General features: G+C 62.2%; 25 protein-coding genes. 20 read left to right on the top strand and 5 right to left on the bottom strand.

The window, feature by feature from the left end:
* Positions 1-235 precede the first annotated feature (235 nt).
* Positions 236-499, top strand: a complete 264-nt coding sequence (locus SLW74_RS16035; protein ID WP_410929470.1) for a hypothetical protein — start codon at positions 236-238, stop codon at positions 497-499.
* Between the two features lie 136 nt (positions 500-635).
* On the opposite strand, the gene SLW74_RS16030 is transcribed toward SLW74_RS16035, so the two are convergent.
* Complete coding sequence (locus SLW74_RS16030) at positions 636-1,634, bottom strand: bile acid:sodium symporter family protein (protein WP_410929469.1); 999 nt, start codon at positions 1,632-1,634, stop codon at positions 636-638.
* A 220-nt stretch (positions 1,635-1,854) separates the two neighbouring features.
* Positions 1,855-2,085: a hypothetical protein gene (locus tag SLW74_RS16025; protein ID WP_369319413.1), complete on the bottom strand. Its 231-nt coding sequence runs from the start codon at positions 2,083-2,085 to the stop codon at positions 1,855-1,857.
* Between the two features lie 471 nt (positions 2,086-2,556).
* Here SLW74_RS16025 and SLW74_RS16020 point away from each other — a divergent pair, with 471 nt between their 5' ends.
* The 7 genes from SLW74_RS16020 (at position 2,557) to SLW74_RS15990 (ending at position 10,788) form a co-directional block, all read left to right on the top strand.
* The gene (locus SLW74_RS16020) at positions 2,557-3,972 is read left to right on the top strand and encodes a serralysin family metalloprotease (RefSeq protein WP_065989262.1); all 1,416 of its coding nucleotides are present in this window, start codon (positions 2,557-2,559) and stop codon (positions 3,970-3,972) included.
* A 112-nt stretch (positions 3,973-4,084) separates the two neighbouring features.
* Positions 4,085-4,414, top strand: coding sequence for an AprI/Inh family metalloprotease inhibitor (locus SLW74_RS16015; RefSeq protein ID WP_083233121.1), 330 nt, complete (start codon positions 4,085-4,087; stop codon positions 4,412-4,414).
* A 23-nt stretch (positions 4,415-4,437) separates the two neighbouring features.
* Positions 4,438-6,216 (top strand): type I secretion system permease/ATPase, encoded by a 1,779-nt coding sequence (locus SLW74_RS16010; protein ID WP_410929468.1) that lies wholly within the window; start codon positions 4,438-4,440, stop codon positions 6,214-6,216.
* Positions 6,209-7,513 (top strand): HlyD family type I secretion periplasmic adaptor subunit, encoded by a 1,305-nt coding sequence (locus SLW74_RS16005; protein WP_410929467.1) that lies wholly within the window; start codon positions 6,209-6,211, stop codon positions 7,511-7,513. Before SLW74_RS16010 ends, SLW74_RS16005 begins: the two co-directional genes overlap by 8 nt.
* 13 nt (positions 7,514-7,526) lie before the next feature.
* Positions 7,527-8,873, top strand: coding sequence for a TolC family outer membrane protein (locus SLW74_RS16000; RefSeq protein ID WP_296310035.1), 1,347 nt, complete (start codon positions 7,527-7,529; stop codon positions 8,871-8,873).
* A 197-nt stretch (positions 8,874-9,070) separates the two neighbouring features.
* The gene (locus SLW74_RS15995) at positions 9,071-9,499 is read left to right on the top strand and encodes a DUF2231 domain-containing protein (RefSeq protein ID WP_410929466.1); all 429 of its coding nucleotides are present in this window, start codon (positions 9,071-9,073) and stop codon (positions 9,497-9,499) included.
* Positions 9,496-10,788 carry a PQQ-dependent sugar dehydrogenase gene (locus SLW74_RS15990; protein WP_410929465.1) on the top strand — a complete coding sequence of 431 codons (1,293 nt, stop codon included), beginning with the start codon at positions 9,496-9,498 and terminating at the stop codon, positions 10,786-10,788. The genes SLW74_RS15995 and SLW74_RS15990 overlap by 4 nt, the downstream gene beginning before the upstream one ends.
* 129 nt (positions 10,789-10,917) lie before the next feature.
* Here SLW74_RS15990 and SLW74_RS15985 read toward each other — a convergent pair whose 3' ends face one another.
* The 3 genes from SLW74_RS15985 to SLW74_RS15975 form a co-directional block, all read right to left on the bottom strand.
* Positions 10,918-11,781, bottom strand: coding sequence for a lytic transglycosylase domain-containing protein (locus SLW74_RS15985; RefSeq protein ID WP_065989680.1), 864 nt, complete (start codon positions 11,779-11,781; stop codon positions 10,918-10,920).
* Between the two features lie 171 nt (positions 11,782-11,952).
* The gene (locus SLW74_RS15980) at positions 11,953-14,331 is read right to left on the bottom strand and encodes a type III effector HrpK domain-containing protein (RefSeq protein WP_410929464.1); all 2,379 of its coding nucleotides are present in this window, start codon (positions 14,329-14,331) and stop codon (positions 11,953-11,955) included.
* 257 nt (positions 14,332-14,588) lie between these two features.
* A complete protein-coding gene (locus tag SLW74_RS15975; protein WP_410929463.1) occupies positions 14,589-15,140 on the bottom strand; it encodes an RNA polymerase sigma factor in 552 nt (183 codons plus the stop codon).
* Positions 15,141-15,410: 270 nt separating this feature from the next.
* Here SLW74_RS15975 and sctW point away from each other — a divergent pair, with 270 nt between their 5' ends.
* The 12 genes from sctW to sctU are packed head-to-tail and all read left to right on the top strand — an operon-like array spanning position 15,411 to position 26,171.
* Positions 15,411-16,514 carry a type III secretion system gatekeeper subunit SctW gene (sctW, locus tag SLW74_RS15970; protein ID WP_366927161.1) on the top strand — a complete coding sequence of 368 codons (1,104 nt, stop codon included), beginning with the start codon at positions 15,411-15,413 and terminating at the stop codon, positions 16,512-16,514.
* The gene (sctV, locus tag SLW74_RS15965) at positions 16,514-18,649 is read left to right on the top strand and encodes a type III secretion system export apparatus subunit SctV (RefSeq protein WP_296313206.1); all 2,136 of its coding nucleotides are present in this window, start codon (positions 16,514-16,516) and stop codon (positions 18,647-18,649) included. Before sctW ends, sctV begins: the two co-directional genes overlap by 1 nt.
* A gap of 18 nt (positions 18,650-18,667) precedes the next feature.
* Positions 18,668-19,660: a type III secretion system inner membrane ring subunit SctD gene (gene sctD / locus SLW74_RS15960; RefSeq protein WP_410929462.1), complete on the top strand. Its 993-nt coding sequence runs from the start codon at positions 18,668-18,670 to the stop codon at positions 19,658-19,660.
* Complete coding sequence (locus SLW74_RS15955) at positions 19,657-21,006, top strand: FliI/YscN family ATPase (RefSeq protein WP_410929461.1); 1,350 nt, start codon at positions 19,657-19,659, stop codon at positions 21,004-21,006. Before sctD ends, SLW74_RS15955 begins: the two co-directional genes overlap by 4 nt.
* 4 nt (positions 21,007-21,010) lie before the next feature.
* A complete protein-coding gene (locus tag SLW74_RS15950; RefSeq protein WP_192134510.1) occupies positions 21,011-21,466 on the top strand; it encodes a YscO family type III secretion system apparatus protein in 456 nt (151 codons plus the stop codon).
* Positions 21,463-22,017 (top strand): type III secretion system HrpP C-terminal domain-containing protein, encoded by a 555-nt coding sequence (locus SLW74_RS15945; protein ID WP_410929460.1) that lies wholly within the window; start codon positions 21,463-21,465, stop codon positions 22,015-22,017. Before SLW74_RS15950 ends, SLW74_RS15945 begins: the two co-directional genes overlap by 4 nt.
* Positions 22,014-22,913: a type III secretion system protein gene (locus tag SLW74_RS15940; RefSeq protein WP_410929459.1), complete on the top strand. Its 900-nt coding sequence runs from the start codon at positions 22,014-22,016 to the stop codon at positions 22,911-22,913. Before SLW74_RS15945 ends, SLW74_RS15940 begins: the two co-directional genes overlap by 4 nt.
* Positions 22,903-23,379 carry a FliM/FliN family flagellar motor switch protein gene (locus SLW74_RS15935; protein ID WP_369319403.1) on the top strand — a complete coding sequence of 159 codons (477 nt, stop codon included), beginning with the start codon at positions 22,903-22,905 and terminating at the stop codon, positions 23,377-23,379. Before SLW74_RS15940 ends, SLW74_RS15935 begins: the two co-directional genes overlap by 11 nt.
* A complete protein-coding gene (sctR, locus tag SLW74_RS15930; protein ID WP_065989234.1) occupies positions 23,376-24,029 on the top strand; it encodes a type III secretion system export apparatus subunit SctR in 654 nt (217 codons plus the stop codon). The genes SLW74_RS15935 and sctR overlap by 4 nt, the downstream gene beginning before the upstream one ends.
* A 7-nt stretch (positions 24,030-24,036) precedes the next feature.
* The gene (gene sctS / locus SLW74_RS15925; RefSeq protein WP_065989232.1) at positions 24,037-24,303 is read left to right on the top strand and encodes a type III secretion system export apparatus subunit SctS; all 267 of its coding nucleotides are present in this window, start codon (positions 24,037-24,039) and stop codon (positions 24,301-24,303) included.
* Positions 24,304-25,098, top strand: coding sequence for a type III secretion system export apparatus subunit SctT (gene sctT / locus SLW74_RS15920; RefSeq protein ID WP_065989230.1), 795 nt, complete (start codon positions 24,304-24,306; stop codon positions 25,096-25,098).
* Positions 25,095-26,171, top strand: coding sequence for a type III secretion system export apparatus subunit SctU (sctU, locus tag SLW74_RS15915; protein WP_410929458.1), 1,077 nt, complete (start codon positions 25,095-25,097; stop codon positions 26,169-26,171). Before sctT ends, sctU begins: the two co-directional genes overlap by 4 nt.
* The last annotated feature ends 703 nt before the right edge of the window (positions 26,172-26,874 follow it).

Below are 26,874 nucleotides of genomic sequence, written 5' to 3'. Positions count from 1 at the left end.
CCCCTTTAGGGCTAAAATGGGACGGACCCCTTTAATGCTTTTAACCTAAGGTTAAACGGCTTAGCCCATCGACATCCAAAAGTTTTATATACAAGGAAAACATGATTACATCGGCCGAAGAATTTGTAACCCTACGCGCTAGCCGTCTCAAGGCTGAATACGACAGGTCTGCCATGGAGGAAGCGCCTTTTGCTGTATGGCGTGAAGTGATCAAGAGATATCCCGATTACGTGCAATGGGTAATACACAAAAAATAATTCCACTTGAGATCCCAGAAGAGTTATGCGACTCCCATCCTGAAAGCAGGTATTTCATAGCAAGTAAGCGAAAACTGTCGCTGGAGTTGTTCTCGTTCCTTTCGCAAGATCCTGATCCTATGGCGAGAAGTGGAATAGCTCTGAACAAAAAGACTCCTTTGGAAGTACTTGTAAACCTGTTAAGTGATGAGGATGAAGATGTGGCTGACGCTGCAAGGAGGCAATACGAAAACAGGAAATAAGTCTGACGGCGACAGTCCTTTTAGACTGATGCAATCAACCATTCCACACTAACTGACCATCGCCCCCCACCTCCAAACGCAAAAAGCCCCGAATCATCGGGGCTTCTTAGTTGAGTCAGTCAAAGAATCAACACCCTTAAGGATCAACCTGCGCCATCAACTCCACCACCGGCTCCGTCCGCTTCGCATACCGCTGAGCCACGACCGCGCACACCATCAGCTGAATCTGGTGAAACAGCATCAGCGGCAAGATCAGCAACCCAATCGTGCTTCCCGCAAACAGCACCTGGGCCATCGGCACGCCGGTGGCCAGGCTTTTCTTCGAGCCGCAGAACAGGATGGTGATGCGATCTTCCTGATTGAAGCCGAACAGCTTGGACAGCAGGGTCGCAGCCACGAGCACCAGTGTCAGCAGCAGGCAGCACACTCCTACCAGCCCGGCCAGGTCCCAGATCGGTGTTTTCTGCCAGATGCCTTCGTTGACCGCTTCACTGAACGCGCCGTAGACCACCAGCAGGATCGAGCCTTGATCGACGAATTTCAGCCAGTTCTTGTTGCGTCCGACCCAGGCGCCAATCCAGCGCCGCATGATCTGGCCGGCAATGAACGGCAGCAGCAACTGCACGCTGATCTTGATGATCGCATCGAAGGTCGAGCCGCCTTCGCCGTGAACGTTCAGCAACAGCGTGACCAGCAGCGGCGTCAGGAATATCCCGAACAGGCTGGAGGCCGCCGCGCTGCAGATCGCCGCCGGAATATTGCCGCGCGCCAGTGAGGTGAAGGCAATCGCCGACTGTACCGTCGCGGGCAGCGCACACAGGTACAGGATGCCCATGTACAGGTCCTTGCCAATCAGGGGCGACAGCACGGGTTTGAGTGCCAGACCGAGCAAGGGAAACAGGACGAATGTCAGCCCGAATACCAGCAGGTGCAGGCGCCAGTGCCCTGCCCCGGCGATGATCGATTCGCGGGACAGTTTCGCACCGTGGAGAAAGAACAGCAGCGCAATGGCAATGTTGGTCAGCCAGCCGAAGCCAACGGCCACTTGCCCGGTGGCCGGCAGGAAGCTGGCGATGATCACCACGGTGATCAGCATGAGGGTGAAGTTGTCGGGGAGAAAGCGGGGGCGGGTCATCTGCGTCATCCGAAGGTGCCAGGAACATGCCCGTCACTTTAGCGCGCAATGCACTTGCCGACTAACGCCAATAAGTCGATCAATAGCGCCTAACGGACACCTCGGCCGATCTGCACCTACCGAGTACCTGTTCCCGGCTAAAGCCGGTCCCACTTGACGCAAGGGGAGCCGCTTGCCAGACATTGCGTCGACAAGCGGATCAGCGACAACCCGGGTTATGTCAGGACAGTCCGCCCTGAATCACGCGCATCACGGTCACCCGACGCTGGCCCGGGTTGTCGGCGATGAGGCGGGACAATGCGGCTTGCCACTTCACTATGTCTTTCTCTTTCGAGAGCATCATCAGTTGTTCCCAGCCCATCGGCCCACGGGGGCCAGCCTGTGCAGCGGATATCTCGGGACTGTCTTCGCGTTTCAGGAGGTTTGCTGCAATTTCCGAGAGAGTACTCATGGCCGGCTCCTGGGCGTGCGCGTCGTGGCGCATGCCGATTCAAAACGAAAGGTGATGTCAGGAGTGCCTTCGCGCCAATTTTCGGTGATCAAGGCCGCCTGTAACAGGGCTGTAGCAAAGTTCAGACCAACAGAGGCCTGGCCGCCCCTCACTCATTTTCCCCTTCAAAACTGTCAGGGAAAGACCGGTTCAACCACCCCCAATGTGCCATCACGAACAAAGCGGTCTCGCTGAGCTTGCAACCCTCCTACCCCGCCTCATGTGTAACGCCAGCGTGTCACTTGATGGCAAATGTTTGTCGAATTTGTTACATATTTGAGAAATCTTGATACATTTTTAACTAAATCGCTGGACGATCGTCCCAACCCTGTGCCAATTTTTCCTCGCTTCATGCACCAAGCGAGTGATTGGATGACCTCGCACCTGAGGTCATTCGGTCGTTTTTTTTCACGCAGACAAGGATATGTCTGAATGTCGAAACTTAAACTCAATGCCCTCGGCGTCACGCCGCAGGGTCCAAGCTCTGCCTACAACCAGATCAACACGTTCAGCCACCAATACGATCGAGGCGGAAACCCGATCAACGGAAAACCGTCGTACACGGTGGACAAGGCAGCCGACTACATCTTGCGCGACCATGCCGCATGGGCAGACTCGAACAAGAGCGGCACCATCGAGTTGACCTACACCTTCCTGACCAGCCGACCCGCCGATTTCGATCGCACCCTGGGCACGTTCAGCGCCTTTTCGGCGCTGCAACAATCCCAGGCCAAGCTGTCGATGCAGTCCTGGGCCGATGTCGCGAAAGTCACCTTCACCCAAGCCAATTCCGGCGGTGACGGGCACATGACGTTCGGCAACTACAGCGGTGACAACGGCGGCGCGGCGTTTGCCTACCTCCCTGATAGCGGCTCGTATGCAGGTCAGTCCTGGTACATGATCAACAACAGCTATCAGGTCAACGCCAACCCTGGCACCAGCAACTACGGGCGCCAGACCCTGACCCACGAAATCGGCCATACCCTGGGCCTGTCGCACCCCGGCGATTACAACGCCGGCAACGGCAACCCGACCTATGCCGATGCCACCTATGCCCAGGACACTCGCGGCTACAGCGTGATGAGCTACTGGAGCGAAACCAACACCGGGCAGAACGCCAAAGGGGCTTACGCCTCGGCACCCTTGCTCGACGATATTGCCGCCGTACAAAAGCTGTACGGTGCCAATCTCGCGACACGTGCCGCAGACACTACCTACGGCTTCAACTCCACAGCAGATCGTGACTACTACTCGGCGACGTCCTCGTCGTCCAAGCTGGTGTTCGCGGTATGGGATGGCGGTGGCAAGGACACTCTGGACTTCTCCGGCTACACCAGCAGCCAGAAAATCAACCTCAACGAGGCTTCGTTTTCGGATGTCGGCGGCCTGGTGGGCAACGTGTCCATTGCCAAAGGTGTGGTCATCGAGAACGCCATCGGCGGCTCGGGCAATGACCTGATCATTGGCAACAGCGCAGCCAACGAACTCCGTGGTGGTGCCGGCAACGACATCATCTTCGGTGGCGGCGGTGCCGATAAACTGTGGGGTGGTACGGGCGCGGATACGTTTGTATTCGCGGCCAGCAGCGACTCACGGCCGTCGGCGCCGGATCAGCTCATGGACTTTGTCAGCGGTCAGGACAAAATCGATCTGTCGGCCATGCCGGAGTTTGCGACAAGCCACATCCCGCTGACGTTCGTCAGTGCGTTCAGCGGTACGGCAGGTCAGGCCATGCTGTCCCAGATCAGCACTGGCAGCACCTTGTCGATCGACCTCACGGGCGACCGTGCGGCCGATTTCATGGTGAACACCGTAGGCCAGGCCGCCACGACTGACATCGTGGTTTAAGCCTGAGGGGGCGGCGTGCGAGCGCCGTCCCTATACCCGGAGCAGATCAATGAATTGGAAGACCGCGGCGTGTCTGTTCACGACGCTTTTCACCTTAAGCGGAGCACCCCTCATGGCCAGCAGCCTACGTCTCGCGAGCCCCGCCGAACTGGCCGGTCCCTGGCAGTTTTACCCCAAGGACGATGCGCAGAAACCCTGCACGTTGATTCTGCAGGAACAGGACGGACGGCTCGCCGGGGATCTGGCCTGCGCCGGTCACTGGCTGGGCGGCACAGCGGCAACCTGGTACCCGACGCCTGATGGCATCGCGCTGGTCGACGACCACGACGAACTCCTGGTGCACATGGGTCGCCAGCGAGAAGGGTTGTACATGGCCCAACTGCCCGATGGCCGCACCCTCTTGCTGCAACGCGAACCCGCCAGCGCCACCCCACGCTCCTGACTCTTTTTCAAGGATGAACCCCCATGACCCAAGGCCGGCCAAGCCCCCTGCCGCGCGCGCCCATGTGGGCCACGCTCAAGGCCTATAAAGGCATCCTGCTCAGCATCGGCGCCTTCACCGCGCTGATCAACGTGTTAATGCTGGTGCCCTCGGTCTACATGCTGCAGGTTTACGACCGGGTGCTGTCATCGCAAAACGAAACCACACTGGCGATGCTGACCGTGATGGTTGTCGCCTTTTTCATGTTCATCGGGCTCATGGAAGCCATACGCAGCTTTGTGGTGATCCGTATCGGCAGCGATATGGAGCGGCGCCTGAACCTACAGGTGTACCAGGTGGCTTTCGAACGCAACCTCAGCCAGGGCGAAGGCAATGCCGCACAGGCGCTGGGCGATTTGACCCTGGTCCGGCAGTTCGCCACCGGCCCGGCATTGTTCGCCTTCTTCGATGCGCCGTGGTTCCCCATCTACCTGGCGGTTATCTTTCTGTTCAACCCCTGGCTGGGCGTGTTTGCCACGGTGGGTGCGCTGGCACTGATCGCCCTCGCCTGGCTGAATGAAACGCTGACCCGCAAGCCGCTGGCCCAGGCCGGGCACTTTTCCGTGGCATCGAGCCAGTTGTCCGGCAGCCACCTGAACAATGCCGAAGCGATCCAGGCCATGGGCATGCTGGTGCCGTTGCGCCAGCGCTGGTTCGCCTTGCACAGCCGTTTTCTGGAGCGGCAAAACCGCGCGAGCGACATCGGCGCGCTGATCGGTTCGTTCAGCAAATGCCTGCGTTTGTGCCTGCAATCGCTGGTGCTGGGGCTGGGTGCACTGCTGGTCATCGAAGGCCAGATGAGCGGCGGCATGATGATCGCCGGCTCCATCCTGATGGGTCGTGCGCTGGCCCCGATTGATCAGCTCATCGCGGTCTGGAAACAGTGGAGTTCCGCGCGGCTGGCCTGGCAGCGGCTCGACGCCCTGCTGATCGCCCATCCCGAGCGTACAGCGCCCATGCCCCTGCCCGCTCCCACCGGGCACATCAGTGTCGAGCAAATCAGCGCCGCGCCACCGGGGCGGACCACCGTGACGCTGCAGCAACTGAGTTTCACCGTGAATGCCGGAGAAACCCTGGGGGTGCTGGGTGCATCCGGCTCCGGCAAATCAACCTTGGCCCGGGTGTTGATCGGGGTCTGGCAACCCCTCGCCGGGGTGGTGCGTCTGGACGGTGCAGAGCTGCACCGCTGGGACCGCAACGCGCTGGGCGCCCATGTCGGTTATCTGCCCCAGGACATCGAACTGTTCAGCGGCAGCATCGCCGACAACATCGCACGCTTTACCGACGCCGATCCGCACCAGGTGGTGACCGCCGCACGACTGGCAGGGGTGCACGAAATGATCCTGCGTCTGCCCCAAGGCTATGACACGCAATTGGGCGACGGCGGCTCCGGGTTGTCCGGCGGTCAGAAGCAGCGCGTGGCGCTGGCCCGTGCGCTGTACGGCGAGCCGAAACTGGTGGTGCTCGACGAGCCCAACTCCAACCTCGACAGCAACGGCGAGGCCGCACTGGCCGCTGCCATCGCGCAGCTCAAGGCCCGCGGTTGCACGGTGATTCTGATTACCCATGGCTCAGCCGTACTGAATCAGGCAGACCGCCTGCTGGTGCTCAACGATGGACGTCTGCAATTGTTCGGTCCCGCGGGTGATGTCTTGAGGGCGCTCTCCGGAGCTCCGCCTGCGCCTGAACGGCCGCACGGGATGCAAGGGGTCAGTACCAGTCGCCAGCTCGGCGCGCAGCAAGGAGGTCAGCGCCATGAATGAACACGTCCTTAAACCCGAACGCAGCGCACAGTTTTTCGTCAGCGCAGGCTGGTGGCTGGCCCTGCTCGGTGCCGGGAGCTTTTTCCTCTGGGCTGCACTTGCCCCGCTCGACCAAGGCATCGCTGTGCCTGGCACCGTGGTGGTCTCGGGCAAGCGCAAAGCGGTGCAGTCGGTGGACAGCGGAGTGGTCAGTCGCATCCTGGTGCGCGAGGGCCAAGTGGTGCATCAGGGCCAACCGCTGTTCCAGCTGGACCACACCCAGGTCCAGGCCGACGTGCAATCGTTGCGCGCCCAGTACGAACTGGCCCTGGCCAGCATTGCCAGGCTCCAGGCCGAACGCGACGGCAGTGTGCAGGTGCGCTTTCCCGAGGCCCTGTTACAAAAAGCGTCTGCACAGCTGCTCGGCGTGCTGGAAGGCCAGCGGCAGTTGTTCAGCAGCCGTCACCAGGCGTTTCAGCGATCCCAGGCAGGCATCCATGCAAGCATCGAAGGTGGCGTTGCCCAACTCGCCGGCATGCGCCAGGCGCGCAATGACCTTCAAGCCCAGGCCGAGTCATTGCGCCAGCAACTGGAAAACCTACGGCCGCTGGCCGAGCGCGGCTACATCGCCCGCAACCGCTTAATGGACTACGACCGGCAACTGTCCCAGGTGCAACGCGATCTGGCACAGAACACCGGTGACACGGGCCGGGTTGCTCAGCAGATCGAGCAATCGCGGCTGAGCCTGCAGCAAGGTGTCGAGGAGTACCAAAAGGAGGTGCGCGGGCAACTGGCCGATGCCGAGCTGAAAAGCATCACGCTGAGCCAGCAACTGGCCTCGGCACAATTCAGTCTGACCCACAGTGAAATCAACGCCCCGGCCGATGGCATCGCCGTGAACCTCTCGGTGCACACCGAAGGCGCGGTGGTGCATGCCGGTGAATCGCTGTTGGAAATCGTGCCCCAGGGCGAGGGCCTTGAGATCGAAGGCCACCTCCCGGTGAACATGGTCGACAAGGTGGCCGAACAGCTGCCGGTGGATGTGCTCTTCACCGCGTTCAATCAGAGCCGTACGCCACGGGTGAACGCCACGGTGAGCCTGATTTCCGCCGACCAGTTACTCGACGAGCGCAGTGGCCAGCCCTATTACATCGTGCGCAGCACTGTCACCGACCAAGCGCTGGCCACACTCAAGGGCTTGGTGATCAAACCCGGCATGCCGGCGCAGATGTTCGTCCGCACCGGCGAGCGCTCTCTTCTCAATTACCTGTTCAAGCCTTTGATGGATCGCGCAGGCATGGCACTGACCGAGGAATAGGATGTTTCGGTACATGAAAATCTGGCTGGCAGCGCTGCTGTGGATCAGCGCCAACATGCAGGCCCAGGCAATGGGTTTGTTTGACGTTTATGAGCAGGCCTTGCGTAACGACCCGGTCTTTCTCGGCGCCATGAAGGAGCGTGACGCGGGGCTGGAGAATCGGAATATCGGCCGTGCCGGGCTGTTGCCTCAAGTGGCCTGGAATTACAACAAGGGACGCAACGACTCCAGGGCCACGTACAAAAGCGACGATCGCCCCAGCTCCCGCGAGGACCGTCACTACAACAGTTTCGGTTCAACCCTGAGCGTGCAGCAGCCGATCATCGACTACGAGGCCTACGCCAACTATCGCAAGGGCGTGGCACAGGCGTTGTTTGCCGACCAGGCCTTTCGAGGCAAGAGTCAGGAGTTGTTGGTGCGGGTGTTGTCCGCTTACAGCCAGGCGCTGTTCAGTCGCGACCAGATCGAGATTGCCGAGGCAAAGAAGAAAGCGTTCGAGCGGCAGTTCGAGCAAAACCGACAGATGTTCGATCAGGGCGAAGGCACCCGAACCGACATCCTGGAAGCCGAATCCCGTTACGAACTGGCCGGTGCCGAGGAAATCGAAGCGCAGAATGAGCAAGACGCTGCGTTGCGTGAGCTGGGGGCCTTGATCGGCGTGGCCGAGGTGCGCATCGACGAGCTGGCGCCCCTGCGGACGCCGTTCAACTTCCTGGCCCTGACGCCCACCACGTACGAGGCGTGGAACGCCATCGCCTTGAGTGAGAACGCCGACCTCGCCTCCCAGCGCCAGCTGCTGGAAGTCGCGCACCAGGAGGTGAAACGCAACGTCGCCGGGCATCTGCCCAAGCTCAACGCCTACGCCACGGTGCGCAGCATGGAATCCGACAGCGGCAACACCTACAACCAGCGTTACGACACCAACACCATTGGCCTTGAAATCAGCCTGCCGCTGTACGCCGGGGGTGGCGTCAGCGCCTCCAGCCGCCAGGCCAGTCGTAGCCTGGAGCAAGCCGAGTATGACCTTGAGGGCAAAACCCGTGAGACGCTGATCCAGTTGCGCCGCCAGTTCAACGCTTGCGCTACGGGCGTACGGAAGATTCGCGCTTACGACAAGGCGTTGGCGTCGGCGGAGGCATTGGTGGTGTCTACGCAATACAGCATCAAGGGGGGCGAGCGGGTCAACCTGGACGAACTGAATGCGCAACAACAGCTTTACAGCACCCGTCAGGACCTGGCGAAGACTCGATATGAGTACCTGATGGCCTGGATCAAGCTGCATTACTACGCCGGCACCTTGACCGCCGAGCAGCTGGCGCGGGTCGATGAGGCGTTTGGCGCGGGACGGCCGTATCGCTAAGCATCAGTGGCCGTACGGGTAACGTTCGGTTCACCTCAGCGGGCCACCAGAACGGCAGTTGTAACTGCATATGCATGACGCCTAAATGCGGTGAACTATGTTCCTTGGGAGTTGATCCCAAACCATGCGCACCCTGCGCGGCCCTGATGGGTCAGTTCATCTGCACAGCGTAAGCATCAGTAAAATAGGGAGCCGTTTTGAACACTACTACCCATCTTGATTACCGAAGCCCGCCAGGTCCGCTGCACGCAATATTGCTGGCCGGCACCGTCCCGCTGTTTCTCGGCGCATTGCTGAGCGACATCACCTACTTTCAGACGTACCAGATTCAGTGGAGCAACTTCGCCTCCTGGCTTATCGCCGGGGGCCTGGTGTTCTGCGGACTCGCCGTACTGTTCGCGCTGGTCAATCTGATCCGGGCCGATCGCAAAGCCGGGCGCCCTGTGGTGTACCTCGTGTTGTTGGTGGTGACCTGGGCACTGGGGCTCGTCAACGCCTTCGAACACGCCAAGGATGCCTTCGCCACCATGCCGTCGGGCCTCATTCTCTCCGCACTGACCACGCTGTTGATTGGCGTGACGGCGTGGCTGGGACTCACCAGCATCCGTTCGGGAGAAGAACAATGAGCCACTCGATCAAACTGACCGCGATCAGCATGGCGCTGCTGTTAAGCGGCTGCGGTGACGGAGGGGATGCCACCCAGGCCCTGGGGCCTGATCCGAAGATCCCGGCCCCCCAGCGCGGCCTTTTGCCCAACATGAAGATTGCAGAACCGGTCTTGTGGGGCGATCAAAAGCCGACAGTCCCTGAGGGTTACAGCGTGACGGCCATCGCCGCCGACCTGAAGATTCCTCGCCAGACCCTCGTGCTGCCCAACGGCGATATTCTCGTCGCTGAAGGCCGTGGCGGAAGCGCCGCGAAGCTCAAACCCAAGGACGTGATCGCGGGGTACATCAAGGCCCAAGGCAACACCAAGGTCAAAGGCGGCAACCGTCTGACCTTGCTGCGCGATGCTGACGGTGACGGCGTCTACGAGACGAAGACGGTGTTCGCGGAGAACCTTAACGCGCCCTACGGCCTGGCGTTTGCGAACGGCAAACTGTACGTGGCCAACCAGGACGAACTGGTGCGTTTCGATTATGCAGAGGGTCAGACCAAGGCCAGCGGCCCGCCGATCAAGGTCACCGACCTTCCCGCTGAAATTAACCACCACTGGACCAAGTCACTGGCCGTCAGCGATGACGGGCGCACCTTGTACGTCGGCATCGGTTCGAACAGCAACGTGACCGAGCGCGGCATGGAGGTCGAACTCGACCGAGCGCGGGTCTGGCAGGTCGATGCCGAGACCGGGGCTCATAAGGCGTATGCGACCGGCATCCGTAACCCGACGGCGCTGACCATCCAGCCGAAAACCGGACAGTTATGGGCAGTCGTCAATGAGCGCGATGAACTGGGCCCCGATCTGGTACCGGATTACCTGACCTCTGTTCGCGAGGGCGGGTTTTATGGGTGGCCCTACAGCTATTGGGGTCAGAACGTCGACACGCGGGCCCAGCCGCAGAACCCGAAAATGGTCGCTGCCGCCATCAAACCCGACTACAGCCTCGGGTCCCACGCCGCTGCGCTGGGCGTGGATTTTTCCATCCCGGCGATGGGCGACAAGTACGCCGAAGGGGTGTTCATCGGCGAACACGGCAGTTGGAACCGGGAGAATCCGGTGGGCTACAAAGTCGTGTTCGTACCCTTCAGCAATGGCCGTCCGAACGGTGCGCCGATTGACTTCGCGACCGGCTTTCGGGGTGCCGACGGCAAAACCCGCGGCCGGCCAGTCGGCGTCACCGTGGACCCTCGCGGCGCACTGATCATCGCCGACGACCTGGCGAACACCGTGTGGCGGGTCACTCGCAATCAATGAAGCATGATTCCAGGCAGGGCAATCCTGCCTGGATATCTACAACATGAGGCCATCTTTTTTCACGAACTCTCGCATTGAGAAGAATGCGACGCGCGCCCGCCCCGCTCCCCCTTGGACTCACGCCAAAGATCAGGCCGGCAATTGCCCCTGACCGCTTTCGATGATTTTTGCGAAGTTCATGACGTTCTCGACGTACTTCGGATCGCCTATGCCGCCGGCGTCCGCGAGGTTGCCTTTGTTGACCTTGTCCGGGCCCGAGTTGTAGGCACGCAGTGCCGAATCCCAGTCACCGAACTCCTTCTTCTGGTCGCGCATGTACAGCGCGCCGGCCATGATGTTGTCGTGGGCGTTGTTGACGTCGGCGTTGCCGAGCTCTTTGGGGTTGTCTCGCTTGAGGGCGGCGAAGGTGTCGGCGTTGACCTGCATCACGCCGGCATCGGTCTTGCCGTTGACGTTGGTGGTGTCCTGGCCCAACTGACCTCGTGACTCGGCCCAGATCTGCCCGGCCAGAATGCTCGGCGGCACGCCGGTGGCGCTTGAGGCCTCCATGATGTCCTTGCGGTAGTCTTCAAGCTGGGGCGGCAAGTGCAAATCCCCCGAGCCGCTGAGGGAGGTGTCGCTCGACACCGCGCCAGTGCTGGCGGCAGGCGAAGCGGCGGCTTGAGCAGCACCCGTGCCGGCACCTGCGCCTTCTGCACCACCGCCCGCCCCTTGCGCAGCGCCGCCCCCGCCGCCAGCCCCCTCGGTCGCGCCACCACCGCCTCCCCCGCCGCCGCCAGTCACCGCATTGTTCTGCGCAGCGGGATTACCGGTTTGATTGGGGTTGTTCTGCATCAGCATTTGCATCAACTGCAGGAGTAACGCCATGAGCTGCTGGGCAATGCCATTCTGATCCGCACCGCTGGCGAGGGGGTTGGCGGCGTCGGTTTTCGTGTCCTGGTTTCCAGGCGATCCGAAGTTGACCTGGGACTGCCCGGCATGGGCAAAGAGAATCGAGCTGGCGTCGAGGGCCTGACCGGCACCGCCGCCACCGCCCAGCGAATTGCTCTGGCCAGGCTTGCCGCTCAGGGACGAAAAATCCGCGTGGGCGGCGGGATTGCTCAATGGCTGATTCTGGGAAATACCGATACTCATGATCACTTACCTCTTTCGGGTCAGGAAACATCAATGGGCTTTGGGGATGCCGAACTGATCGAGGACCGGGTCGACGTTGTGATCGAAGGCCTTCTGGGCTTTGTGCTTCTTGACGGCTTCGATGATGGCGGAGATGCCGAAACCCAGGGCCATGGCCGCGTCGGCGATCCAGCCGACCACCGGAATGGATGCGCCAATGGCCGCACCGGCCGCCAGGCCCGCTGCTTCACCCACGACCATGCCGGCAACGCGTCCGCCGACTTTCGCCGCCACCTCGCCCAGCCCCGCACGTCCGGCGGATTTGGCCACGGCGTCATAACCGGTCTTGGCGGCCGAAAGGCCTGACTTGGTACTGTCGTAAATCGTCTTGGCGGCATCGGTCTTGTCGCCGCGGGCGAGCATGTCCGAGACCGAGGCAAAGCCTGCTACCGAGCGCAGCGCTGAAGGCCCCATGTTTGAGGCCACTTGAGCCGCCATCGATGGCGCATGGTCTTTGTCGCCCTTGGCGTTTTCCAGCACCTTGCGACCACTCTTGGTGTCTTCCAGATGGTGGAAGGTCGAATCCACATAGCGCGATTGCTGGCTCTGCACGAAGGTGTTCGGCAGGACGCTGTCGTAGGCGGCCTTCTGCGCGTCGGCGGTCTGCAGCGCCTCTTCGCCATCGGCTTTCTTCTGATCGAGCAACTGCCTGACAGCGCCGCCTTCACTGAAGTTGCGCACGTACGAATCCTGAATCTTGCCCTGCAGATCAGGCCGCTGGCCGAGTACCTGCTGCTCGGTCGGCACGTTCGCGTCGTCGCCGAGCAGGTCTTTCTGCATCTGCAACTGCGCCGACAACCCGCCCAGGGCGCTGCTGTAATCGGCGTTCGGCTTGTCTTTTTTGGTGGCCTTGTCGGCCGTGCTCAGGTCCGCTTGCAGGGCCTCGCCACTGTTGACCCTCTGCATCTGCCGGGTGACGGCTTCCTGCAACGACGGCGTACTGTCGACCAGCGCCCGCGACTGCTGCGGTATCTGTTTGTCGAGAAATGCCTGCACGTCGGGATCGGCCTGTAATTGGCCGATCTTTTCGTTCAGCGCATCTTCGGTCTTGCCGGTCTTGCGCAGGTCCTGGCCGGCGACGACGCTCTGCTGGGTCTGTTGCAGCTTGACCATGACTGCGGCTTTCTGCTCGCCGCTGTAGGCCGACGGGTTGTCGAAGACGTCTTTGCCCAGTTTGGAGATATCGACGTTGGCAACTGAGTTGAGCGTGGCCGCATCGCTGAGCACGCTGGCAAATTCGCCGCCGTTGGTGGGGGCCTGCTTCTTGATCCAGTCGCTGATGTTCTTGGCATTGAACAACTTATCCGGGCTGTGAGCCGCCAGCGAGCGACCGCTCAGGCCACCCTGATCGATCTGGGTGAGAAAGCCGGGCTGCGACCAGGTTTTCGCTGCCTGCTTCAAGGGCCCGCCCAGGCCGGGGTTGTCGTTCTGAATCGCCTTGAGACCGTCGGCGCTGGTCAGGCCGTCGACCTTGGTTTTGCCGTCGGCGCCCAGCGCATGCTTGGGGTCGGCGGCTTTCGTCAGGGGTTCGTTGGCCCGCATCATCGCAGCGCTGCGGACCATTTCCAGGGATTGAGGGTCGGCGTCCGGATGGTCTTTCTGGTAGTTGGAGATGTCCTTGTCCGCGCTGTCGGCGGCTTTCTGCATGTTCTTGGCAAAGGCCTTGAGGTCGCCGTCGGTGATCTTGCCGTCCGCTTTGCCGCCGTGCTTGCCGGTATCGACCGCCGTTTTCAGCGACGGGTTGGCGTTGATGAAGTCCATGGCCTTGGCCGCGTCCGGGCCTTTTTCCGCGGCCATGCGTGCAGCGGCGATGGGCCGGTTCAGCTCTTTGGCGGCCTGATCGCGTTGATCCGCCGGCAGGTTGGCGACCATTGGCGCCCAACGCTCAAGCTCCTTGGGCGACGAGTATTTCGAGTCATCGAGAAACGCTGCTTCGGTGGATTTCGGCTCTTCGGCGGGTTTCGCCGCCTCGACGGGGGCTGCGGGGGCTGCGGCGTTGACCTGAGCCACAGGCTGCGGGTTGCCTGTGGGAACCGCACCGCCGGTGGGCGCATTCTGCGCGGGGGCATCGGGCGACGAGGTGGCGGACTCGGGCGACGATTGCGCCTGGCCTTTGAAGAGCTGAGTGAGCTGGTTCAGCAATGAAAGCAGCTGCTGTTCAGTGCTTTGAGCCTTGCCTGACGGGCTACTGCCGGCAAATGCACCGTTCGCCGGGGACGGCTGGGTCGAGGCGCCGAAGCGCACATTCGGATCGACACCGCCCTTCAGCAACAGCGCCGATTTGGGGTCGGTCAGCGGCGATCCCAGGGCGGCATCGGCGCCGGCGGGTTGAGGGGCAACGCCGTTGTAGGGTGTGCTTGAGATACGCATGAAGTCGTCATCCGGGCATGAGGGATAGCGACTGTGTGGCTGATGCGCCGCGTCGGTTCCGATAAATGTTGCAGTTTGTTTCCCAACCACCGAGCGGGCAGCCAGTCTCACTGGATACGCGCAATGCTTTGCGTAGGACCGGCTTTAGCCGGGAACTGGCCTTTGTGAACACCATCAACCCTGCGGCGTGACGCCCGACGCATTCCCGGCTGAAGCCGGTCCCACAAAGTCCGCGTTCCGTCAGTCCCACTCGGCACTCAGGCGAACGGGTCCATCTGCCGCTTGAGTTGTTCCCTCGCCCGGGACAGGCGTGAGCGAACGGTGCCGATCGGCACGCCGAGGGACGACGCGGTTTCCTGATAATTGCCGTCCATTTCCAGCGACACCTCAATCACCCGCTGCATGTTCGACGGCAGCGTGCCGATCGCCCTGACGGCCTGCATCAACTGACGATGGCCGTCGACCTGATGGCCGATGTCGCCATGGCTATCGGGTTCGGAATGGGTGTGGTCTTCCCAGCTTTCCTGGTACGGCTGGCGATACATTTTGCGGAAGTGGTTGCGGATCAGGTTGAGCGCGATACCACACAGCCAGGTCTGGGGTTTGCTCGCGTGTTGAAACTTGTGTTCGCTGCGCAGCGCTTCCAGAAAGGTGCTCTGCAGAATGTCGTCGACATCTTCCGGGTTCATGACCCGCTTCTGAATGAAGCCGCGAATCATCTTGATCTGATCACTGGTCAGGTGACGTATCCCTTGGGCGGGACGGCGCACTGGGGAGTCAATGTCGAGAATCGCAAGGTTGGAAAACATCAGGGCTCTTCCTTGTTTTGAGTGTATTAGCCCTATAGCGATATGCGTGCCACCCTTCAAAAACCCATAGGCCATTGAATTTAAATGAATAAATAAATCTTCAGGCACAGCACTGTGCAAATCTTTGCGCGAACACGCTGTTTCTCGGACGAGATTTGGCACAGATCGGTCTGCTCCCACATCTGCGCACAAATAGATGGAACCGTTTGCCGCCGCGCTCCACTCAGGACCCATGACCAGGCCCCGAACCGAGCCATCCAGAGCCGACTTATGAAGATCGCCGCCCCCGTTGCCCCACAGGCATTGCAACCCCCTGCGATCACGCCGGCAAAAACGCAGGCGCCCGCGCCGCTGCATGTCAATCCGCCGAACGTCAACGGCACCTCACCGCAACAGGTCGCGCGCTTCGCGTCGGCGCTGGTTCAGCAGAGCCGCAGCCTCAGCCAGCGGGAGCTGCTCGCCAGCGGGAACGCCCTGCAATCGCGGGCGGTGAAACTGGGCGAGCTGTATCAGCTGTTGATGGGCAGTCAGGACAAAGGCCTCGACGATGCCGCGCGTAACCTGCGCAAGCAGCTGCAAAAGCAGAACGCGTCGAGCCTCGCGCAGATTCTGAGTTACACAGACGGCGACCCGGCCAAGGCCCATGTGATGCTGCAAGCAGCGAGAAAGCAGGCCCAGGCCGACGGCGAAATGGGCGAACACGTGGTGCTGAGCCAGCAGCTCAAGCAACTGCGCCGTCAATACGGCAAACGCACCCGCGCGGGCATCAACAGCGCCAAGGCGTTTTCCCGGCCGACCTCGGAAAAGCGCCGCGGTGCCCTGCGCAACCTCTACAGCGTGGCGGTGGCCGGGCAGCAGAACATCACCGGGCTGATCGACGCGCTGATCAACGAGCAGGAAGAACCCGGCGAATTCGAGCTGAACCTGCGGGACATGCGCAGCGCCCTCGCCGACGATCTTTCATCGCTCACGCCGTCTACGTCGCCGCAGCAACTGCGCACCTTGATGCACGGCCTGAACACTGCCCGGCACGTCACCACCCTGCTGCGCAGTTGCGAGCATCTGCTCGGCCGCATGCGCAACAAGAACCCCGCGCTGCAAGTGGATGCAGCGGCCTTTCTCAAACACCTGCTGGCGCTGTCGGGCAAGGGCATGAACCTGGGCGAAACCCTGCAACTGACGCAACACATCGGCGGCAAGCAGCTCAAGCATCAACTGGCGTTTCTCAACGGGCTGCGGCCCATGCTGCAACAGCTGCCGATTCTGCTCTGGCGCGACCTGAAAAGCCGCCAGAACGCCTTGGGCAACCTGCTCATTCTCATGGCCGAACTGACTCGGCAGGAACAGAACCAGCTCCAGGGGGGCCTCGCCTGATGGATCGTGTCATTAACCTGCTCAATTCGATCGCGCACGCCGCCATGCGCCGCTCGGAAATCGTCGGTGCGTTCGTGGTCATCGCCATCGTGTTCATGATGATCACGCCGCTGCCCACCGGGCTGGTGGACGTGCTGATCGCCATCAACATCTGCATCTCGTGCCTGTTGATCATGCTGGCGATGCACCTGCCGCGCCCGTTGGCGTTCTCGACGTTTCCGGCGGTGCTGCTGCTGACGACGATGTTTCGGCTGGCGCTGTCGATTTCCACCACGCGCCTGATCCTGCTCAACCAGGACGCCGGGCACATCGTCGAAGCGTTCGGCCAGTTCGTGGTCGGCGGCAATCTGGCGGTGGGCCTGGTGATCTTCCTGATCCTCACCGTGGTCAACTTTCTGGTGATCACCAAGGGCTCGGAGCGGGTGGCGGAAGTCGGCGCGCGGTTCACCCTCGACGCGATGCCCGGCAAGCAGATGTCCATCGACAGTGACCTGCGCGCCAACCTGATCAGCGTCCACGAAGCGCGCAAACGCCGCGCCGAACTGGGCAAGGAAAGCCAGCTGTTCGGCGCCATGGACGGGGCCATGAAGTTCGTCAACGGCGATGCCATCGCCAGCCTGATCATCGTCGCGATCAACATGATCGGCGGCATCGCAATCGGCGTGGTGCAGCACAACATGACCGCCGGCGACGCCTTGCAGGTCTACACCGTGCTGACCATCGGCGACGGCCTGATCGCGCAGATCCCGGCGCTGCTGATTTCGGTCACCTGCGGCATGATCATCACCCGCGTGCCCAGCGGCGAAAACGGCGTCGAAGCCAACATCGGCCGAGAGATCGCCGAGCAGATCACCAGCCAGCCCAAGGCGTGGATCATCGCGGCGGTGGCCATGCTGGGATTCGCCGCACTACCGGGCATGCCGACGGCGGTGTTCGTGGTCATCTCGATCATCTGCGGGGTCGGCGGCCTGCTCCAGCTGCACCGCGCCAAGCCCAAGGCCGAGCTTGCCCAGGCCGTGGCCGTCGCGCCGGAAATGAACGGCCGCGAAGACCTGCGCACCTTCTCTCCCAGCCGCCAGTTCGTGCTGCATTTTCACCCCAGCCAGAACCCGGCGCAGATCGAAGCGCTGGTCAGCGAAATCCGTCAGCGACGCAACCGGCTGGTGGTGCAATACGGCCTGACCCTGCCCTCCTTCATCATCGAAACCAGCGAGCTGCTGCCTCCGGACGAGTTTCGTTTTTCGGTTTACGAAGTGCCGCTGCTTCGGGCCACGCTCAGCCAGACCCACGTCGCGGTGGACGCGCGCTCGGTAGAAGGCTTGCCGGAGTCGGCCTCGCTGGAATCGGCCGTGCACGGCAGCGTTGAGCGCGAAGAAGCTCAGTGGTTGTGGCTGCCGACCGATTCGCCGCAATTGCAGCATGGGGACGTCGAGCGCATCGACGCGACCACGCTGATCATTGAGCGCATGGAACGCGCGCTGCAGTCGTGCGGGCCGCAGTTCATCGGCCTGCAGGAAACCAAGGCGATCCTCGGCTGGCTGGAATCGGAGCAGCCGGAGCTTGCCCAGGAAATGCAGCGCGTGCTGCCACTGGCGCGCTTCTCGGCGGTGCTGCAACGCCTGGCCTCGGAGTGCGTGCCGCTGCGGGCGATCCGGGTGATCGCCGAAACCCTGATCGAGCACGGACAGCACGAGCGTGAAGTCACGGTGCTCGCCGACTACGTGCGCATCGCCCTGAAGTCGCAGATCTACCACCAGTATTCCGGCCCCGAGGGCTTGCTGGTCTGGGTGCTGACGCCGGAAAGCGAAGGCATTCTGCGCGACGGCCTGCGCCAGACCCAGACCGAAACCTTCTTCGCGCTGGACAACGAAACCAGCCAGTTGCTGGTACAGCAGCTGCACATCGCCTTCCCCCTGCGCAGCGCCCAGCGCGCGGTGTTGCTGGTCGCCCAGGATTTGCGCAGCCCGCTGCGCACCCTGCTGCAGGAGGAGTTCTATCACGTGCCGGTGCTGTCGTTTGCCGAGATCAGCAACGCGGCGCAGGTCAAGGTGCTGGGGCGCTTCGACCTGGAAGACGACTTCGAGAGCGATCACGAAGACGACCCGCACGCGCTGGATAACGAGTACGCCGCTTGAGTGCCTGGAGAGCGTCACATGTTTGAATTACGCGTATTGACCGGCCTGCACCAGGGCGCCGCGCTGCCGCTGGTGGGTGAGCAATGGGGCATTGGCGCTGACGCCGATCAGGATCTGGCGCTGCACGATCCCGGCGTCGAGCAGCTCCACTGCCGCCTGCAACGCCAGGGCGAAGACTGGCGGCTCGACGCGGCCGACGGCGCCGTTGCCGATGAAGAGGGCCACCTTCACGGGAGCACCCTGCTCACCCCCAACACCGCTTTTGTGCTGGGTGCGGTGTGGTTGTGCGTGTCCCCGGCCGAGGACCCCTGGCCTTCGCTGCCGGCGGTGATTCCTCAAGCGCAGTCCGAACAGACGGCACAGACCGAAGCGCCGGCCAGCGCGCCGCTGGAGAAGGTCGAGTCGCGCTCACGCTTCTTCAACCGCACCACCGGCGTCGTCATCGGCCTGTTGCTGGGCATTGCCGGCAGCGCCTGGAGCCTGAGCCGCAGCGGGACGCCTTCGTCCGACGCGATGGCAATCAGTACGCCAGCGCAGCAGCTCGCCAAACAAGACGTGCAGCCCGTAAAGCGTTCGACCACGAAGGACAAAACCGCCGGGCAGCCCACCAGCAAGCGCATCCGGCTGACCAGCGTCGATGACGTCAAACGCCAGCTCAACACCATGCTCAGCGAACGCCTGCTGAGCGACGTCACCGTGGAGCAGACGCCCGAGGGCCTGGCGTTGAGCGGCAATCTCAAGCCGGAATCGCAGCTGGTGTATCAGCGCATGCTGCAGCGTTTCAAGGACCGCTATGACACGCCGGTCGCGTTGATCGACAACGTCGCCGCCGGCACCAGTGGCCTGCCGTTCACCATCGTGCAGATCATGTCCGGGCCCCACGCCCACCTGGTCACGGCGGACGGTCGCCGGCTGTACGTCGGCGACGAACTGGCCGGGCTGCGCCTGACCCGCATCGATGACAACCGCATTCAGTTCGACGGCGACCGCCACTACGAGGTGAGCTGGTGAACGCGGCGCTGGATCAATGGAAATCCGCTCACCTTCAGCGCCTGAAGGGCTTTTCTGCGGTGAAAATCAGCGGCCGTGTCAGCGCCGTCAGCGGCATCTTGCTGGAGTGTCAGATTCCCGCAGCCAAGGTCGGTGACTTGTGTGAAGTGAGCAAATCCGACGGCAGCACCATGCTCGCGGAAATTGTCGGTTTCACCCGCGACTGCACGTTGCTCAGTGCCCTAGGCACTCCGGACGGGATTCAGGTCGGCGCGCACATCCGGCCCCTGGGCATGGCCCACCGCATCGGCGTCGATGACCGTTTGCTGGGCAGCGTGCTCGACGGTTTCGGTCGCCCGCTGCTGGGGGATTCAGAAGGCGCATTCGCCGGGCCGGGTGATCGGCGCGTGACCCTGCCGGTGATCGCCGACGCCCTGCCGCCGACCCAGCGGCCGCGGATCAGCCGGGCATTGCCCACGGGCGTGCGCGCCATCGACAGCGCGATTCTGCTCGGCGAAGGCCAGCGCGTCGGCTTGTTCGCCGGCGCCGGTTGCGGCAAGACCACCTTGATGGCCGAACTGGCGCGCAACATGGACTGCGACGTCATCGTCTTCGGCCTGATTGGCGAACGGGGCCGTGAGCTGCGCGAGTTTCTCGACCACGAACTGGACGCCACCTTGCGCGCGCGCTCGGTGCTGGTCTGCGCCACCTCCGACCGTTCCAGCATGGAGCGCGCCCGGGCAGCGTTCACCGCCACGGCCATCGCCGAAGCCTTTCGCGAGCGCGGCCTGAAGGTGTTGTTGCTGCTCGACTCCCTGACCCGGTTCGCCCGGGCCCAGCGCGAGATCGGTATTGCCGCCGGCGAACCCCTCGGCCGTGGCGGCCTGCCGCCTTCGGTCTACACCCTGCTGCCGCGCCTGGTTGAACGGGCCGGCATGAGCGAAAAAGGCTCGATCACGGCGCTCTATACCGTGCTGATCGAACAGGATTCCATGAACGACCCGGTCGCCGACGAGGTGCGTTCGCTGCTCGACGGCCACATCGTGCTGTCGCGCAAACTGGCCGAGCGCGGGCATTACCCGGCCATCGACGTGCAGGCCAGCATCAGCCGGATCATCAGCAACGTCACCGGACGCGAGCACCAGCAGGCGAACAACCGGTTGCGTCGCTTGATGGCCGCGTACAAGCAGGTGGAAATGCTCCTGCGCCTGGGCGAATACCAGCCCGGCAGCGACCCGGTGACCGATTGCGCCGTGCGGCTGAACGAGCCGATCAACGCGTTTCTGCGCCAGGACCTGCGCGAGCCGGTGCCGCTGCAAGAAACCCTGGCCGCACTGATGCAACTCACCTCGCAACTGCCGGAGTAGTCGCGTGGAAGAAGCGCTCGAAGTCGATCCGCAAACCCTCGCCATGGAGCAGGTCATCAGCGTGCTCACGCCTTTGCGTCAGCATCGCCAGGCCAGCGCCGAACGGGCGCAGCGGCAGGCGCAGAAAACCCTGGAGCAGATGCACGAACACCTGCAACAGACTCGCGATTCCTACGCGCAGGAACGGCATAACCAGCGTGAACGCCGGCAGGTGTTGAGCAGCGCCCACGTCAACAAAGCAATGTCGCTGGACGACCTCGAACGCTGGCACGAGAAGGAAAACCGCATGCTCGACCGGCTCGCCTATATCCGCCAGGACATGGCCCGCCAAGCGTTGAGCATCGAGGAACAACAGCAGCGCCTCGCTCAGGCAAAAGACGCGGCGAAAGCATCCCAACGCGCCGTGGAAAAACTTGCCTGCCTGGCCGAGGCCCTCAACGAACAAGGTGAATCGTCATGAACAGCCCGGTGCAACACCCGCCTCGCCCGCAACCGCAACAACGCGCTGAACCGCCCCGTACGCCCTCTCCGGCTTCCCCAAGTGAAACGCGCCAGCCGCAGCCCAACGTGCGTCGCGCCGATGCCGAACGCCTGCGCCGGCTGTGCGATGAATCCGCTTCGCCTGCGTCGTTGAGTGCAGACGGGATGTTTTTTTCCCAACTGCTGGTGCCGCCGGTGACGGAAGATCAAAGCGAATCGGGTTTCGCCGGCAGCAGTTTCAGCACGTTGTTCCCCGCTGAAGGCGTGCCGACGCAGCTCATCGACGAGCTCGCCCAACGCCTGCCCCAACAGCCGGACGGCCCGTTGAGCCTGACCTTGCTGATGCCCAATCTGGGCAAGGTGCAGGTCAACGCCAACAAGCGCGACAACCAGTGGAGCATCGAACTGGGTTTCGCCCGACGGGGCGTGCTGAAACGCTTGCAGCCCCATCAACGCAACTGCGAAAGCGCGCTGGAACAGGCGCTGGGCTGTGACGTTGATTTGTCGTTGCACGAGGAGGCGGCAACATGAACCCGGATATAAATTCGGACGTGAGCAACGTGGACATGGCTGGATTGGACGTGAACCCCCTGAACATCAGCCGCCCGAACCCTGTAGGACTGGCTTTAGCCGGGAACCCGTCGTTCAGTCCGCTGACACTGCGGGAAGTCAGCGCCGACGTCGCCGAGGCCTCGCGTTTGCTGGGCGCCGGCGTGAGCTGCAGCTACACCGCCCAGGGCCAGCGCGGCGAACTGACCCTGCGATTGGTAGCCGACGATGCAAACCGGGATGGCTCGCCCTTCGTAGGACCGGCTTCAGCCGGGACCAGGTCGTCGCTGACCTGGTTCGACAGCGCCATCGGCCCCTTCGCCCTGAGCGACGCCGAAGCGGTACTGAGTTTGCTGGGCGAACTGCCGGTCACCCTCGGCGGCGAGCACCAGCCGTGGTACTGGCAATTGGTGAATCAACGCATGAGTACAGAACTGGCGGAACTGCTTTGCCCCTTGCGGCCACTCAGCGATATCACTGCGCTGTCTGTTGATGACCAACGCCCGGCTACCGCGCCGATGACCTGCCGATTGCACCTGCGGCTGGGTTCGCAGGTGTTGCACGCACAGCTCTGCGCCGACGCGCGGGTCATGCTGCAACTGCTCGGCGGCCACCACTGGCAGCCACACCGGCAGAACGTCGCGCAGGACTGGCCCATCCGCCAGCCGCTGGTGCTGGGCGAGCTGTCGTTGAGCCTCGACCAGTTGGCGTCGTTGCAACCGGGGGACGTGCTGCTGCCGTCGTTGTGTCATTTCGACGAGGAAGGCGGCGGGCGCCTGCAACTGGCGGGTCGGCAATGGGCAGTGCAGACGGACAGCCGCGCAGAGCAGCTGTATGTACGGTTCAGCCACGAGGAAGACTTGGGACATGGTCAATGAAGAATTGTACGAAGACGAGATCGAGGATCTTGCCGACGATGAGTCAATTGAGCCACCGCTGAATCAGGCGCCGGATCAGAGTAGGACCGGCTTCAGCCGGGAAGCTTTTGAGGACCCTGGACATCACGGCGCCCCCGAATATCAATCCACTGAAAACGAGTGGCAGGATGAAACCGCCGCCGTTGGCTACGCGGACGATTCTTACGAGCCTCAATCAACAGAAATCCACCCCTCCCTCGATTCCCTCGATCAACTGCCGCTGGCCCTGACCCTGCGCTGCGGCAGCCTCGAACTGACCCTCGGCGACCTGCGCCGCGTCGCTGCCGGCACCGTATTACCGGTCAACGGCGTCACGCCGGGCTTCGCCACCCTGTGCCATGGCGATCGCATCGTCGCGGAGGGCGAGCTGGTCAGCGTCGAGGGACGGCTCGGTCTGCAGATCACCCGCATGGCGTCCCGCCCATGATCATGGACGGGATGAACCCGGTGATGCTGGCGCTGTTCCTCGGCGCCCTGTCGTTGATTCCGTTTCTGTTGATCGTGTGCACGGCCTTTCTCAAGATCTCCATGACCCTGCTGATTACCCGCAACGCCATCGGCGTGCAGCAAGTGCCGCCGAACATGGCGCTGTACGGCATCGCCCTGGCCGCGACCATGTTCGTCATGGCCCCCGTCGCCCACGAAATCCAGCAGCGGGTTCACGACCGCCCGCTGGAGATGGGCAGCACCGAGAAATTGCAGGCCAGCGCCAACACCGTCATCGAGCCGTTGCAACGGTTCATGAGCCGTAACACCGACCCGGAAGTCGTTGCCCACCTGCTCGACAACACCCAGCGCATGTGGCCCAAGGACATGGCCGATCAGGCCAGCAAAAGCGACCTGCTGCTGGCCGTCCCCGCCTTCGTCCTGTCCGAGTTGCAGGCCGGTTTTCAGATCGGCTTTCTGATCTACATCCCGTTCATCGTCATCGACCTGATCGTCTCCAACCTGCTGCTGGCGCTGGGCATGCAGATGGTCTCGCCGATGACCATTTCGCTGCCGCTCAAACTGCTGCTGTTCGTGCTGGTGCAAGGCTGGACGCGCCTGCTCGACAGCCTTTTCTACTCGTACATGTGAGGCGGTGATGGAAGCGCTGGCGTTGTTCAAGCAGGGCATGTTTCTGGTGGTGATTCTCACGGCGCCGCCGTTGGGGGTCGCCGTGCTGGTCGGCGTCATCACTTCGCTGTTGCAGGCGTTGATGCAGATCCAGGACCAGACCCTGCCCTTCGGCATCAAGCTCGCCGCCGTCGGCCTGACCCTGGCCATGACCGGGCGCTGGATCGGTGTCGAGTTGATCCAGTTCATCAACCTGGCCTTCGACCTGATCGCCCGGTCCGGCGGCGCGCACTAGATGCCCTTCGACGCCCAGGGCCTGTTCGAACTGATGCTGGGCATGGGCCTGGCGGCGGCGCGCATCCTGCCGTGCATGATTCTGGTGCCGGCGTTCTGCTTCAAATACCTCAAGGGCCCGCTGCGTTACGCGGTGGTGCTGGTGGTGTCGATGGTGCCGGCGCCGAGCATCAGCCGCGCGCTGTCGGGGATGAATGACGACTGGTTTTCCATCGGCGCGCTGCTGCTCAAAGAGGCCGTACTCGGCACCCTCCTCGGCCTGTTGCTGTACGCGCCGTTCTGGATGTTCGCCTCGGTGGGCGCGCTGCTCGACAGCCAGCGCGGCGCCTTGAGCGGCGGTCAGCTGAACCCGGCGCTGGGGCCTGACGCGACGCCGCTGGGCGAGCTGTTTCAGGAAACGTTGATCATGCTGGTGATCCTGTCCGGCGGGTTGTCGCTGATCACGCAGGTGATCTGGGACAGCTATCAGGTCTGGCCGCCCACCGCCTGGCTGCCCGGCATGACGGTCGACGGCCTGGACCTGTTTCTCGAACAACTCAACCAGACCCTCCAGCACATGATGCTCTACGCCGCACCGTTCATTGGTTTGCTGCTGTTGATCGAGGCCGCGCTGGCGATCATCGGCCTGTACGCGCAGCAACTGAACGTGTCGATCCTGGCCATGCCGGCCAAGAGCATGGCGGGCATCGCGTTCCTGCTCATCTACCTGCCGACGCTGCTGGAACTGGGCAACGGCCAGATCATGCAACTCGCCGACCTGAAGCATTTGCTCGGTCAACTGGTGCATATGCCGTGAGCGAAAAAACCGAAAAAGCCACGCCCAAACAGGTGCGCGACGCCCGCGAAAAGGGTCAGGTCGGGCAAAGCCAGGACCTGAGCAAACTGCTGGTGCTGCTGGTCGTCAGCGAAGTGACCCTGGGCCTGGCGGACGAAAGTGTCGCGCGCTTGCTGAACTTGCTGAACCTGTCGTTTAAAGGGGTTGGCCAGCCCTTCATGCACACCGTCGAGCAGGTCGCCAGCGAAGGCGCGAGCGTGTTGATCGGCTTCATCCTGAGCAGTGTCGGCATCGCAATGCTGATGCGGCTGGTGGGCAGCTGGATACAGATCGGGTTCCTGTTTGCGCCCAAGGCATTGAAGCTGGACTTCAACAAGCTCAACCCCTTCGCCCACGCCAAGCAGATGTTCTCGGCGCAGAGCCTGACGACCTTGCTGCTCAGCGTTTTGAAAGCCACGGCCATCGCCGTGACGCTGTACGTGGTGGTGAAGCCGTCGCTGGGCACGCTGATTTTGCTGTCGAGCACGGACCTGACGACGTATTGGCATGCGCTGTTGGAGGTGTTCCGGCACATTTTGCGGGCGACGCTGGGGTTGCTGCTGGTGATCGGCGCGGTGGATTTTGCGCTGCAGAAGTATTTCCACGCGAAGAAGCTGCGGATGAGCCACGAGGACATCAAGAAGGAGTACAAGCAGGCCGAGGGTGACCCACACGTGAAGGGGCATCGTCGGCAGCTGGCCCATGAGTTGTTGAACCAGGCACCGACTGCGCCGGCCAAGCCGGTGGAGGATGCGGACATGGTGGTGGTGAATCCGACGCATTATGCGGTGGCGTTGTATTACCGGCCGGGCACGACGCCGCTGCCGCAGATTCATTGCAAGGGTGAGGATGATGAGGCGCTGGCGTTGATTGCGCGGGCGAAGAAGGCGGGGATTCCGGTGGTGCAGAGTATCTGGCTGGCGCGGACGCTTTATAAGGTCAAGGCAGGCAAGTACATCCCGCGGACGACGCTGTTGGCGGTGGCGAATATTTATCAGATCGTGCGGCAGCTTGAGGACGTTCCCGACGAGGTCATTCGAATAGAAGATGTTTGACTTGCGTCTGGCAAGATCCAGATCACGATCTAAAGCAAGATCAAGAGCGTCTGCCTGGGGGCAGACTGTTTCGCCTCCGGCGAGTTACTTGGAAAAGTCGAAAGTCGCACCATCCCCAAGTAACCAAGGGTGCTTGCTCCTGGTTGGGCCCCTCGTTCCTGGGGTTCCTTCACTCCGGTCCCGCTCCGTGGGCCCGCTGCCATCCGCCATCCATGGCGGGGGGCAGCTCTCGCCGCATCCATGCGGCTCGACCCACTGCGCGAGACCTGCGTTCAGCCTGCACCCAAGTCGCGTTTTGTGTCGTTTGGACTTCTTGCGTAGAAGATCAAAAGCAAAAGCAAAAGCTTCCCGGCTGAAGCCGGTCCTACGGTCGAGGTCGCGGCCACTTTTGATCGTTCCCACTTGGAGCGTGGGAACGATCAAATATCAGCGCCTGAGCGGGCCTCTTCCCGGCTAAAGCCGGTCCCACAAAAAAGCAGCGCGTGCATCCAGTGAAATGGGTGGTGGCCGCACTGGCCTCTTTCCGGCTAAAGCCGGTCCTACTAAGCGTAAGCGCGCTTTTGATCTTCCTACGCAAAAGGCTCAGTCACCGCCAATCGCGACTTGGGTGCAGGCTGAACGCAGACGACGCGCAGTGGGCCGAGCCGCATGGATGCGGCGAGAGCGCCGTCAGGACATGGATGTCCGTTCGGCGCGGGCCCAC

Source organism: Pseudomonas sp. W5-36, assembly GCF_046540455.1.
GTDB classification, from domain to species: Bacteria; Pseudomonadota; Gammaproteobacteria; order Pseudomonadales; family Pseudomonadaceae; genus Aquipseudomonas; species Aquipseudomonas graminis_B.
The sequence above is the reverse complement of the archived record's forward strand: the minus strand, read 5'-3'. Positions and strand labels throughout refer to the sequence as shown.

Excerpts from the sequence above, each read along its gene's own strand:
- SLW74_RS16000 (WP_296310035.1), top strand. The coding sequence starts at position 7,527 with ATGAAAATCTGGCTGGCAGCGCTGCTGTGGATCAGCGCCAACATGCAG.
- sctT (WP_065989230.1), top strand. The coding sequence starts at position 24,304 with ATGCCCTTCGACGCCCAGGGCCTGTTCGAACTGATGCTGGGCATGGGC.
- SLW74_RS16035 (WP_410929470.1), top strand. The coding sequence starts at position 236 with ATGGGTAATACACAAAAAATAATTCCACTTGAGATCCCAGAAGAGTTA.
- SLW74_RS16020 (WP_065989262.1), top strand. The coding sequence starts at position 2,557 with ATGTCGAAACTTAAACTCAATGCCCTCGGCGTCACGCCGCAGGGTCCA.
- SLW74_RS15975 (WP_410929463.1), bottom strand. The coding sequence starts at position 15,140 with ATGTTTTCCAACCTTGCGATTCTCGACATTGACTCCCCAGTGCGCCGT.
- sctR (WP_065989234.1), top strand. The coding sequence starts at position 23,376 with ATGATCATGGACGGGATGAACCCGGTGATGCTGGCGCTGTTCCTCGGC.
- SLW74_RS16015 (WP_083233121.1), top strand. The coding sequence starts at position 4,085 with ATGGCCAGCAGCCTACGTCTCGCGAGCCCCGCCGAACTGGCCGGTCCC.
- SLW74_RS16005 (WP_410929467.1), top strand. The coding sequence starts at position 6,209 with ATGAATGAACACGTCCTTAAACCCGAACGCAGCGCACAGTTTTTCGTC.
- SLW74_RS15940 (WP_410929459.1), top strand. The coding sequence starts at position 22,014 with ATGAACCCGGATATAAATTCGGACGTGAGCAACGTGGACATGGCTGGA.
- SLW74_RS15945 (WP_410929460.1), top strand. The coding sequence starts at position 21,463 with ATGAACAGCCCGGTGCAACACCCGCCTCGCCCGCAACCGCAACAACGC.
- SLW74_RS16025 (WP_369319413.1), bottom strand. The coding sequence starts at position 2,085 with ATGAGTACTCTCTCGGAAATTGCAGCAAACCTCCTGAAACGCGAAGAC.
- sctS (WP_065989232.1), top strand. The coding sequence starts at position 24,037 with ATGGAAGCGCTGGCGTTGTTCAAGCAGGGCATGTTTCTGGTGGTGATT.
- SLW74_RS15980 (WP_410929464.1), bottom strand. The coding sequence starts at position 14,331 with ATGCGTATCTCAAGCACACCCTACAACGGCGTTGCCCCTCAACCCGCC.
- SLW74_RS15935 (WP_369319403.1), top strand. The coding sequence starts at position 22,903 with ATGGTCAATGAAGAATTGTACGAAGACGAGATCGAGGATCTTGCCGAC.
- SLW74_RS15990 (WP_410929465.1), top strand. The coding sequence starts at position 9,496 with ATGAGCCACTCGATCAAACTGACCGCGATCAGCATGGCGCTGCTGTTA.
- sctV (WP_296313206.1), top strand. The coding sequence starts at position 16,514 with ATGGATCGTGTCATTAACCTGCTCAATTCGATCGCGCACGCCGCCATG.
- sctD (WP_410929462.1), top strand. The coding sequence starts at position 18,668 with ATGTTTGAATTACGCGTATTGACCGGCCTGCACCAGGGCGCCGCGCTG.
- SLW74_RS16010 (WP_410929468.1), top strand. The coding sequence starts at position 4,438 with ATGACCCAAGGCCGGCCAAGCCCCCTGCCGCGCGCGCCCATGTGGGCC.
- sctW (WP_366927161.1), top strand. The coding sequence starts at position 15,411 with ATGAAGATCGCCGCCCCCGTTGCCCCACAGGCATTGCAACCCCCTGCG.
- SLW74_RS16030 (WP_410929469.1), bottom strand. The coding sequence starts at position 1,634 with ATGACCCGCCCCCGCTTTCTCCCCGACAACTTCACCCTCATGCTGATC.